Source organism: Brenneria roseae subsp. roseae, assembly GCF_003115845.1.
In the GTDB taxonomy this organism is placed as follows: Bacteria; Pseudomonadota; Gammaproteobacteria; order Enterobacterales; family Enterobacteriaceae; genus Brenneria; species Brenneria roseae.
In genome coordinates, this window is the sequence record NZ_KZ819022.1 from 89,186 (window position 1) to 100,831 (window position 11,646).

9 protein-coding genes are annotated in these 11,646 nt (G+C 54.2%); 4 read left to right on the forward strand and 5 right to left on the reverse strand.

From position 1 onward, the window contains the following. The 3 genes from dcuC (at position 1) to DDT52_RS21075 (ending at position 3,539) form a co-directional block, all read left to right on the forward strand. Positions 1 to 1,371: a C4-dicarboxylate transporter DcuC gene (gene dcuC / locus DDT52_RS00420; RefSeq protein WP_136154626.1), complete on the forward strand. Its 1,371-nt coding sequence runs from the start codon at positions 1 to 3 to the stop codon at positions 1,369 to 1,371. A gap of 193 nt (positions 1,372 to 1,564) precedes the next feature. Next, the gene (locus DDT52_RS00425) at positions 1,565 to 2,611 is read left to right on the forward strand and encodes a porin (RefSeq protein ID WP_136154627.1); all 1,047 of its coding nucleotides are present in this window, start codon (positions 1,565 to 1,567) and stop codon (positions 2,609 to 2,611) included. Positions 2,612 to 2,633: 22 nt separating this feature from the next. Further along, positions 2,634 to 3,539 carry a hypothetical protein gene (locus DDT52_RS21075; RefSeq protein ID WP_136154628.1) on the forward strand — a complete coding sequence of 302 codons (906 nt, stop codon included), beginning with the start codon at positions 2,634 to 2,636 and terminating at the stop codon, positions 3,537 to 3,539. Between the two features lie 129 nt (positions 3,540 to 3,668). Here DDT52_RS21075 and DDT52_RS00435 read toward each other — a convergent pair whose 3' ends face one another. The 5 genes from DDT52_RS00435 to DDT52_RS00455 form a co-directional block, all read right to left on the reverse strand. Beyond that, entirely contained in the window at positions 3,669 to 4,682 is a 1,014-nt protein-coding gene (locus tag DDT52_RS00435; RefSeq protein ID WP_136154629.1) for a LacI family DNA-binding transcriptional regulator, read from the reverse strand. A 26-nt stretch (positions 4,683 to 4,708) separates the two neighbouring features. Continuing rightward, complete coding sequence (locus DDT52_RS00440; protein ID WP_136154630.1) at positions 4,709 to 6,169, reverse strand: inositol monophosphatase family protein; 1,461 nt, start codon at positions 6,167 to 6,169, stop codon at positions 4,709 to 4,711. 58 nt (positions 6,170 to 6,227) lie between these two features. Then, the gene (locus DDT52_RS00445) at positions 6,228 to 7,331 is read right to left on the reverse strand and encodes an ABC transporter substrate-binding protein (RefSeq protein ID WP_136154631.1); all 1,104 of its coding nucleotides are present in this window, start codon (positions 7,329 to 7,331) and stop codon (positions 6,228 to 6,230) included. 63 nt (positions 7,332 to 7,394) lie between these two features. Further along, complete coding sequence (locus DDT52_RS00450; RefSeq protein WP_136154632.1) at positions 7,395 to 8,474, reverse strand: ABC transporter ATP-binding protein; 1,080 nt, start codon at positions 8,472 to 8,474, stop codon at positions 7,395 to 7,397. 1 nt (position 8,475) lies between these two features. Continuing rightward, on the reverse strand, positions 8,476 to 10,299 hold the full coding sequence (locus DDT52_RS00455) for an ABC transporter permease (protein WP_136154633.1): 1,824 nt from the start codon (positions 10,297 to 10,299) through the stop codon (positions 8,476 to 8,478). A gap of 437 nt (positions 10,300 to 10,736) precedes the next feature. Between DDT52_RS00455 and DDT52_RS00460 the strand changes: the two genes are divergently transcribed. Beyond that, a complete protein-coding gene (locus DDT52_RS00460) occupies positions 10,737 to 11,510 on the forward strand; it encodes a DUF3750 domain-containing protein (RefSeq protein WP_136154634.1) in 774 nt (257 codons plus the stop codon). Positions 11,511 to 11,646: the final 136 nt, after the last annotated feature.

Below are 11,646 nucleotides of genomic sequence, written 5' to 3' on the forward strand. Positions count from 1 at the left end.
ATGGCTGGATTTATAATAGGAATATTGATTACGATATTTGCCGCTTATTTTATTATAAAAAATTATCAACCACAGGCTGTACTGCTTCTGGCCGGATTAAGTTTATTGTTAATTACGGTAATCTTTTTTCCTGAACAATCTATATTGTACGGCAAGGCGAAATCAATTGGTTGGGTTGGCGGGGATATTTTCGCGTTTGTCAAAGAGTCTTTGACAACGCAGGTGGCGGGCATTGGTTTGATCATTATGGCGGCGGGCGGATTTGCCGATTATATGGATCATATCAAAGCCTCTAATTCAATGGTTGATATGTGTATCAAACCCTTGCGGATGATAAAGGCTCCCTATGTCATTCTTTCGATAGGATACATATTATCTCAGTTACTTCATGTCGCGATATCCAGTGCGGCAGGGCTCGCCATGCTGCTGCTGGTCACTTTTTTCCCGGTGCTGGTGAGGTTAGGGGTCAGTAAGGCGGCGGCCGCATCAATGATCGGCATGTCCGCGTTTATGGATCTCGGCCCGGCGGTGGGAACGGCTAACCTGGCGGCGAAACACGCCGGTATGGAAACCGCGGTGTATTTTGCCCATTATCAGATGCCGGTGGCTATCGGCGTCATGCTGACGGTCTCAATACTGATATTCTTCACCGCACGCTATTTTGATGCCAAAGATGGACACGTGGTGGTTCAGCAATCTGACGAGCAGCCAAAAAATGAAGATGAGGTCAGGGTTCCGGCGTTTTATGCTTTTCTGCCTGTATTCCCGGTTGTTCTGGTTATTGTCTTCAGCCCGCTGGTGGTCAGCACTATAAAGGTTGATGTTGTCACCGCGATGATTATCGGTACCCTGCTGGCGTTTTTTTGCGAACTGTTATTGAAACGGGACTTTAAAGCGGCGTGCAAAGGCATTCAGGTCTTTTTCAAAGGCATGGGCTCGATGTTTGCCAGCATTGTGTCGCTGCTGGTCTGCGCCGATGTTTTTGCTCAGGGATTACAAATTATAGGCGCCGTGGATTTCATCATACAGACGGTGCAGACCGCAGGATTCGGTTTCGGCAGTATGACCGTTGTCATGGCGATTTTGGTCTGCGTCACGGCCGCTCTGACGGGATCTGGCGTTGCGGCGTTTTTCTCGTTTTCTGGTCTTGCGCCAGGCATTGCCGCCAAATTCGGTGAAAGCGCGGTGAATATGATTCTGCCTATGCAGTTGATGGCCGGAATGGGCAGAGCCATCTCGCCGGTTTCAGGGGTGATCATTGCCGTCAGTAAAGCCGGGGAGTGTTCGCCATTTATGATTGTCCGCAGAACGCTTATTCCCGGACTTGGCGGTATGGTGACGATGTTAATTATTAATGGCTTTCTTAATTGAGAGGTGAACCGATTATAAAAAAATAAAGAATAGAATAAGCCTGTTTATTAATACATGCCCGGATTTCCGGGTAATAAATCCTGCGTTTTCAAACGGGATGCTTAACCGTGATGAAAATAAGAACTTTCTTTAAAAATAACACAATTATCGATGTTGTATGAGGTATGTTATTTATCAATGACAGGATAATATAATGAAAAAATATATTGCTTTTTATTCCTCTGTACTCTTTTTTATTACCACCTCTGTTCATGCAGTAACCGTATATAACAATAAAGATACGCGACTGGATATCTATGGCCGTGTCGAAGCGCAAATGGGCAATGGGTGGACGAACGATAATTCTAACGCCGCCAACCTGACCGGGCGGCTGGGTTTTGAGGCACAGCAAAAGCTGGATGAGTCCTTTAACCTGTTCGGCAAACTGGAATGGCAGGTTACCACGCAAAAGAATGACACCAAAAATACGGAGGATAACTGGGATGTTCGCTACGCTTATGCCGGCGTCGGCAGCAAGGATTATGGCAGGATCATGGTCGGTCGTACCCGCAATCCGATGTATCAATGGATGGGGCTGACCGATCGGTATATGAATTATACCGCCAATGTCTATTCAAACTGGGTGGGTAGCCGCATTGATTCATCCTGGCAATGGAACCGGCAGGACGGCACGATCCAGTATGAGTATGAGAATAACGGGGTGGATGTCCGCCTTGCGTATGTAATGGGAAATGGCGCCGCAGACAGCACGATTGATGACGGGTATATGGCCAGTCTGGGTTATTCCTTTGATATTCAAATCGCCGGAAAGCCGTTAAAGATAAAGCCGGTGATTGCCTGGCAGTCACTGACCAAAGATCCTAAAAACACGACGCTCAGCGGTAATTATACCGACTATAGCCAAAAAGGCGCGGGTATCCGGTTGAATTATGACAAAGCCTGGCTTGCGGTGAATATCGGCAGGCAAACCTATGAGCGTCAGGGGCGGCCGGATATAGATTATGACGTGTTCGATTCTTTAGCCGAGTATTGGTTTACCGATAAAATCGCGTTACGCGGTGGTTATTCTCAACTGATTGAAACAAAGAATAACTATGTGCATCGCAGGCAGTGGGTGACAGAAGCTGAATACCGGCTGAAAAGGAATATCCACTTCTCCGTCACCTGGATTTATGATGAACGGGAAAGTTACGACTCCGCTGAAAATCTGTGGATAGCCGGATTGCGTTACGATTTCTAATCCATGAGTGAAGGAATAAAAAATGAAAAACAAAGCTGGCTGGATTATTTTTCTGACCCTGACGATGAATTTCGCTTACGGCGCGGAATTACCGGCGGAAAGCGGCAGTTTCAACGTTGAATTACCGCAGAACGGCAACAAAATGGAGGTATTTAGTTACAAGCCCGCGGGCGCCACTAAAGATACGCCGGTTGTATTTGTCCTCACCGGTTTAAATCGTAATGCGGCTGAATATCGCGATTCATGGATCGAGAATGCCAGAAAAAATAAATTAATCGTTATCGCGCCACTTTTCTCAACAGCCGATTATCCCGGGGTTGATGGTTACAATATGGGGAATATGGAAAATAAACAGACGAATACCCTCAATCCCCGGGAGGCGTGGGCATTCAGCGTCATCGATCGGCTGTTTGGCGATATGCAAAAGCAGGGGATTACCCAGCAGAAAAGCTATTATCTGTTTGGTAACAGCGCGGGCTGTCAGTTTGTCCATCGGATGATGACGTTTGTTCCTGAGGCGAAAGTAAAAGCCGCAATTTGCGCCGCCGCAGGCTGGTGGACTATGCCTGATGTGGAAAATCCCTGGCCCTACGGTCTGGATCAGGCGCCGGTTAAGGTGACGCAAAAACAGCTGGCGGATTATTTTGCCAAGCCCGTGTTGATCACGGTAGGCGCAAAGGATAACGATCCGTATCATCCATTGCTGCGTCGCTCTTATCAGGCAATGGCGCAAGGCGATAGCCGGCTTGAACGGGCGCAAACCTACTATCTCACGGGCCAGCAGAAGGCTAAGCGCTATAAAGTTGATTTCAACTGGCAGTTCACGACGCTGCCGGACGTTGGCCATAGTGGAAGCAAGATGTCGGCCTACGGCGCTGAACAGTTTGCCTGGTTTGAACAGCATGGCGCGTTCAACGTGCAGCCATAGCGGAGAAGTTATCGGGAAACCATAAACGAGGACATCAACGTTCCGGGGGAGAGGCCGCCAGCTAAATCAGGCTGGTGGCGCTAGCCAGACGCTGCACCGGGGCGATGGGTCCGACCTGATTATCGGCAATCAGCGCAGGCGCACCGTTTTACGCCATACCGGCGCGGCCTGAAACAGCCGCTTGCCCGGCACACGCGGCGTTGATGAAGGAAGTAATAACTCGATGATGGCGTTCGCCATATCCGTCAGGGGTTGGGAAAAGGTTGTCAACTGATAGCCGACCCAGCCAGCCTGTTCAATGTCATCAAAACCGATAACGCAGATATCCTCGGGAATACGCAAACCAAACTCATGACGCGCAACGTCGATAAAACCGCAGGCAATCAAATCCGTGACGCAAAATACGCCATCCGGTCGCTCTTGATCCGCGAGCAGTTTTCGCGCTGCGGCCGCGCCGGTTGCATAACTGGCCGGTCCCGGACGCTCTAACCGGCACGGTTCCCGGGCATAACCGGCGGCTTCAAGAAACTTCGTTTCCCGAATGACCATACTGGGCGATCGGGCGGAGGAGGAAACCAGCGCGATGCGCTGACAGCCCGCCTGTGAAAGCATGTGGTAAGCATCCGCCATCGTCGATGTATAGTCGATTTCGATGTTGTCGGCGCCATCAAACTGCCCCATACGGTTAATCAGTATGACCTGCTGACCGCTTTGCAGGCAGGTTTCAATCAGTGACGCCTGAGGCGTGCCTGACAGAACAATGGTGGCGGCGGCGCGGTAATTAAGGGTCTGACGCAATGCCGCGTTCGAATTTTCTTCTCCGCCATCCGTGTTGATCACCATGACTGCGCGCTGCGCCTGATGCAGACGCCGGGTGATCTGGTCAAGCAGGCTCGCCTGATAAGGGGCGCTGAGGTTGCCCCCGAGAATACATACCGGGCGGCAGGCCGCTTTGGACAGGCCGCGCGCCAGATGATTCACGTGGTAGTTAAGCGCTTCGGCGGCGGCCAGAACCTTACGGCGCGTTTCGGCCGACACGCTGCTGCCGGGGGTAAAGGTGCGGGAAACCGCCGAACGGGAAACACCGGCCAGGCGGGCCACTTCCGCGGCGCTGGACATGCCTTTATCCGACAGAGCAGCCATCTGTTTACCTCTTATCTGTTGGTTGCTTATATTTTTTGTTGGGCAACGCCCAAACCCGCAGCTATTAATGTCTGTTCCATCTCAATGGCTCGCTGCGCCAGTGAAATCAGCTCCGGCTTCGGGGTTTCGTACCACTCATCCGGGTGCAACTGACGTTTATCCCGGATATGCGCGATCGCCGATGCTAACGTGGGGTAGCGTTCCGGGCATTCCAAATGGATAAATAAAGCGACTAACGTCACAGAACGGCTGCGTCCCCCACGGCAGTTGACCAGAATATTGCCCGGTTCCCGGTTGCGGTAAGACGGCTTGTCGGGAATTTGTTGTAACAGGGCGGAACGCATCAGGTGATAGCCGGCATGCAACATGGTCGGCGCGTTCCCCGAGCCGTCGACCAGCCCGAGTTTATAGTAGCGGATAGGGCCAGAGCCATGGCCGATCTGATGGGCGCGCATATTTGGTTCCGGCGAGGAGACCCAGTCGATATCGAGGTTTACTGCGCAGTTGATGACGGTCCTGATGTCATGCTGTTCCAGCAGCGCCAGATCGGTCGCTCCGTCGGCGCCGCCGATATAAATATCCATGCCCCAGCCGGGAAAGTCGGATTCTATCAGGCTGATAGCGGGGCGGGCGTAGTGTGGCGCGGCTGATTTGGCGTCTGCCGAATCATCGGCAAGGGGCATCTCTGCTGTGGCGACAGGGATCCCGGTGGCACGCGCCAATGCCGGTGCCACATCCGGCGCCGCGGCTAACACCGGGCAGCCGTTAAAGATTTCTGTGATAGTCGTAGGCATATATCCGGTACTGCCGCCGGCTTCACGCACCAGCAGTAAACCGGCCAGACAGTCCCAGGCATTCATATGCAATTCGGCGTAACCGTCGGTCCGGCCTTCCGCCACCCAGGCCAGCGCCAGCGCGCCTGACGATCCGCGGCGCACATTCGCTCCCTGGCTGAGTATCGCGGTCATCACGTCCAGATAACGCCGCTGGGGGATTCGGGTGGACCAGCCAAGTTCGATAGTGGCGTTATGTACATGATCAGTTTGGGCGGTATGCAACGCCTGACCGTTTTTCTGCGCATAGCGGCCGCGACGCGCCATATACAGTTCCTGACTCATTGGGTTGTAAATGGCGCCCAGCTCGGTGATGCCCTGATGGACGAACGCCATAGCGACGCAAAAGTGCTCGATGCCGCGCGCAAAATTGGCGGTGCCGTCGATGGGATCGACCACCCACAGGCAGGCGGTGTCACAGGCTTTACTGCCGGTTTCCTCGCCCAGCAGGGCATCGTCAGGAAACGCATCGGCAATGGCCTGGCGAATCTGCTGTTCTACCAGAGTATCGGCTTCGGTCAGAAAGTCCTGGGGGCCTTTAAGCGAGAACTCCCCCGGCTGACGGGAACGAAAGCGCCGGAGTGCGGTAGCGCCGGCGTCGAGAATAATACGTTTTAACGCGGCTTCACGCCGCTCCAGATTAATTTGAGTCAAGGAACGCTCCCGATACGAAAATAGCGGAGAGAACCAAAAGCCCCCTCCTGTTGCGATTTTATTTCTGGTAGTTCAGATTCCAGAGATCCTGCCAGTCCTGGCGGCTTTGCCAGTCGGTTTTTGCCGTTGAGGTTTTATATACCATTAACTCATCGCGATATTTTTCGATCCCGGAGGCTTCATCCGCCGGCAGTTTTATCGTCTGGTTGGTGGACATCTTGCCGTCCACCCCCTGCGGCGCGATGCCTTCGGCGGTCATCAGGTAATGCATAAACAGCCTGGCGGCGTTCGGGCTATGGCTTCCGGTGGCGATAACCCCCAGACTCGGGTAATTCCAGCCGATAAACGGCTTCATGCCGTGGCAAAGGCCCAGTTTCATACCCTGTTTGTTGTCACGGAATTTCGCCGTGGAAACCAGTCCGACGAAATCGCCTTTGCCATCTGGCGCGCCAATCGCTTCGGCGGCATCGTTGTCGGAATGCGTCAGCAGCGGACTATTGGCCGCCAGCGCTTTCACGAACGCCGCCGTTGCCGAGCTTTCTTCCGTTTGCAGCGGTTTGCCGAACTCCTGTTGATAGGCGTCGCGCACCAGTTGATCGTAGTTGGCGGCCATCTGGCTGAACCAGTCCGTGTAGGCCGGCTTGCTGGTCGGATCCTGCATCGCGACTTTGCCGCGCCACTTCGGTTCGGTCAGTTGCCAGATGTTAGCGATCGGGCAACTGCTGTAATGCTCGGTATTATAGGCAAAGACATTCGGCGCCAGCACCACCGTCATCGGATCCTGATAGTGCGCCGGAATATGGGCTTTCATGTCATCCGGCACCCAGCTTTGCACATAGCCTTTGCTCAGCAACTGCGCCATGCCGGCGGGGGCGTCTTCTATGATCGCGACATCGGCTTTGACATTACGCGCCTGCGCTTCACGGCTGATGATCTCGATAATCTGCGGTGCATCGGCCTTAATACCCACGGCGTTAACGCCGTATTGCTGGCTGAAATCTTTAGCCTGCTGAACGATCTTGCCGGTTGAGGCGTAGACGGTGATCGGCGCTTCTTTTTTCGCTTCGGCAATCAGCGATTGCAGATCGAAGGACTCCTCGGCGTGCGCACCGGTCGCGCACGCCGCGAGGATGACCAGGCTCGTTATCAATTTGCGATTCATAACATTTCCTTGGGTTGCAAGTTTGGGTTGGTCTTGAGCGAATGCTTTTTACCGTTGCCGCCGTTAGCGCACAGCGTGATCCTGGCGTTGCCCCTGCTGATTGAAAAAGTGCAACGAGGCCGCGGGCAACTGACAGTGCACCTGCTGATTGGCCTGCCAGCGTGGACGTAATTGTGTGGAGTGGAATAGGCGATCGCCGTCTCTGACCAGCTCAATCACCCAGCTACCGCCGGTTGGCATAATGTTGTCGATAATCATCGGCACGCTATCAGTCTGCGGCCGTTCGGATAACAGGACTTCTTCGGGACGAATGCCGCAGACATGCATCTCGTTCTGCGGGGAAACGCGCTGCTGAATATGCGTTGCCAGCGCGCTGGACGGCTGATTGAGCGGGATCATGTTCAGTTTCGGGGTGCCGATAAACTCGGCGACAAATCGGTTGGCGGGTCTGGCATAAATATCATCGGGCGTGCCGACCTGTTGTAAATGTCCGGCGCTCATTACCGCGATGGTGGTGGCGAGGGTCATCGCTTCCCATTGATCGTGGCTGACAAAGACAATGGTGGTGCCAAAGGTTTCGTGCAGCCGGCGCAATTCCGCACGCATTTCCAGACGCAGGGTGGCATCAAGATTGGATAGCGGTTCGTCGAGCAGCAATACGCCGGGGTTGACCGCCAGCATGCGGGCCAGGGCGACGCGCTGCTGCTGGCCGCCCGAAAGCTGGGCCGGATAGCGGCCGGCATATTCGGCGATGCGCAGCTTTTCCATCACATCCTGACAACGCGTCACGCGCTCCGTGGCGGGGACTTTTTGCAACCGCAGGCCAAAATCAACGTTCTGCTCAACCGTCATATGCGGCCACAGGGCATAGCTCTGAAATACCAGGCCGACGCGGCGCTGCTCCGGCGGAACAAACCTTGCCCGCGCAACGGAGTCCATCACCGTATCGCCAATCGTAATTTCGCCGCCGCTGGCGTGTTCAATGCCGGCAATCATGCGCAGGATGGTGGTTTTACCGCAGCCGGATGGACCAAGCAGACACATGAACTCGCCGTCTTTGACGGTCAGGTTGATGGCGTCCACGGCAGGTTTCTGGCTGCCGGGATAGGTTTTCATCAGGTTGGTCAGGGTAATTGCAGGCATATCAATTCTCCAGTCCTTCAGCCAGACCGGTACCGGAAATCTTCTGGATCAGTACCGTTCCAGCCCATGAAATCAGCGCGATCATCAACACCACGGCATTGGCCGCCTGCTGGTAGTTGTAATCAATCAAACGCAGGGAATAGGTAGTGAGAACGTCAGTGGCGGGGATCGCCAGAATAATGAACAGGCTGACGCCCTTAATACCAGAAATAAACGGCAGCAGAATGCCGGTAATCAGCGGCGCTGCCTGGATGGGGATCACAATCCGTCCGATACGGGTAAACCACCCGGCGCCGGCGACACGGGCGGCTTCTTCCGGCTCTTTGCCCAGTTGGGTCATCGCGGCGATACCTGAGCGGCTGGCATACGGCATTTTTTCCGCGATCAGCGCAATCACCAGTATCAGGGGCGTACCGTACAGGGCGGGCACCGGACCGCGAGCAACGGCGAACAGCGACAGGAACGCGGCGGCAAATGCAATGCCGGGAACCAGATAGGGCAGGAAGGTAATCTGGCGTAGCAATCCCCCGACCCAGCGGAAGGAACAACGTATCACCGCATAGCCCACCAGCAGACCCAATATGCCCGAGGCGAGTGAGGCGGAACCGACAATAATGACGGTATTCCATACCGCGCGCCAGAAATCAGGCGTAAGCAGAATACCGTTATGCAGCGCCACCGTATCCAGGTTATGACCAATCCAGAAGTCAAAGGTGAAGTTATCGGCGGTAAAGCGTCCGGGCAGCTTCATGATGGTGGAAAAAAACAGGGTGAGGAGCGGAATGACCACGCCCAGCAGCACAAAAACAAGCGCGATGCCGGACGTGGCGAAACGCCAGCGGCCAAGCTGACGACGGCGATCCATCCCGCCTTTACCGCTCACGGTCACGAAGCGTCTGGCTTCGCGCAGCATCCGCATATCCAGCAGCAGCGTGATCATGCCCATCAGCATAATGACGGCGGCGATCACCGCCGCAACGCCGGTCTGGCGCGATCCCAGCGCCCGGTACAGACCGGTGGAAAGCGTATCAAAGCGTACGGGTAAGCCGAGAATATAAGGAATGGCGAACTCGCCGATACAGTCGGCAAAAATCAGCAGAGCGGCCGACAGCAGCGCCGGACGGACCAGGGGGACAACGATTTTAAATGCGATAATCTTACGCGACGCGCCGAGTACCCGCGCGCAATCTTCCAACTGGGTGTCCATTCGTTTCAACGCGTTACCCACGATCAGGATAACCAGCGGCGCGTAGTGGAGCACCATAATCACCACGATCGGAAAATAGCCGTAAGCCAGCCAGTCAGGCGTATGGAAGCCGAGCGTTTCCAGCCAGCCGGGTTGACCGCCCACGGTGTGGTTTTTAAAGAGGGTGGTCCAGGCCAGAGCAAAGGTCCAGGATGGCAGCATGAACGGCACAATCAGCGCGGTTGCGAACCATTTCCGCCCGGCCATATCGGTACGATTGACCAGCCAGGCCAGCGTTACGCCGATGACCAGCGCGCCGAACACGGTACTTACCGCGACGGCAAGGGTGTTGATCAACGGCGTCCACAGCAGCAGGTCAGACATGCGCGACGCCAGCGTGCGCAGCAGATAATAGTCGGTAAAGGCGCCTTCGACGGCGTGTACGCGTTCGCTATCGCCGTTTTGTACCACGATGGCGTCGAGCAGAATGGACAATACCGGGGCCAGAATAATCCAGGCAAATAGCAATATCAGCACGATGCCAATTAAGTTCGCCGGCTCGTGACGAGCGATGGCAAACCGGTGTCGTAACTTGTACCACCATGAAGGTTCTGTGTGGTTAACCGTTTCGGATGTCACTTGGCTTATCTCTTTTCTGGTCTCAGACAGGAAGGACTATATCGGGGCTTTATGACGGTTCGGTGATTGTTTTGCACATATGTGCAATTATTTTTATACCCGACGGTTGGCTGTTTTGTGCGGCAGGGGCGTCCGGCTGAATTCGGTAAACAAGGATAGGCAAAGCAGGGGGCGGTCTGATCGATTTGTCTGTATTCCCGGGGATTTCCATATGGGCTTTTTAATCGCCAGACATCACGTTTCCTGTCGTCTATAGAACGTCACCCGGTTTAAGCAAGCATAAAGTAAAGCTTGGTCAAGATATTAACCGACGCTTTAATCTGTCTGCCAACTCACTGTAAACTGCCTGGATGAATTTTTAACCGATATCGCATGTGGAAACATGCGCTCAGTCATATCCGTTTCGTTCAATTCCTTTTCAGTGGATTAGTTGCTATATGACGTACCTTAAAGCGTTGGGTCTTGGTTTTATCTGTGTACTGCTGCTGTCATTTTGGCAGAGTTGGGCACATTCAGCGCGGAGCGAAGGGGCGTCCGGCGGCCAGGGCTGGTGGTCGTCCCGGCGCGATTCTGCCGGAGTGGCGCCAAATCCGGTACAGTTTCGCGATATCGCGATCGTTCAGGTTTATGCCGCGCCCACCTATGGCTGGCGCGGTCTGGTCGCGGTCCATCCGTGGATCATTTTCAAGAACGCGGGGGAAAGCCAATATCGCCGCTACGAGGTGGTCAGATGGGGCAGCGATAATGTCATTCGCCGCAACTATGCCAATCCCGATGGATTCTGGTATGGCTCGATGCCGAAGCTATTGGCGACGCATCGCGGCGCCGAGGCGGAAGCCATGATCCCGCGCATCGAAGCGGCGATTGAAAGCTATCCCTGGCCGCATACCTATCGCGCCTGGCCGGGTCCGAACAGCAATACGTTTATTGCTCATATCGGCCGGGAAGTGCCGGAACTGAAGCTGGATCTGCCCGCCAATGCCGTCGGTAAAGATTACCGGACGATAACTCATCCCATTGGCTTACCGCCGTCGGGCAAGGGGGTACAGATATCGCTGCTGGGGGTTCTTGGCGTGACGGTAGGCGTGGAAGAGGGGATTGAAGCCAACATTCTGGGGATGAATATTGGCGTAGATGTTAATCCCCCTGCGCTGCGCTTACCGTTTATCGGCCGACTGGGTTATGACAATGTGGAAAAGAATAAAAGCTGAGTCTGGTTCGCCGGCGCGTTCCTGTTTCTCAACGCCACAAAAAATCTGAGCTTGAAGATGGCAGGAGGCGATAAAAAACCACGGCGTGAATTGATGTAGTTCAGCTTGTTGTCACATTTCTTATGTAACGATGTAA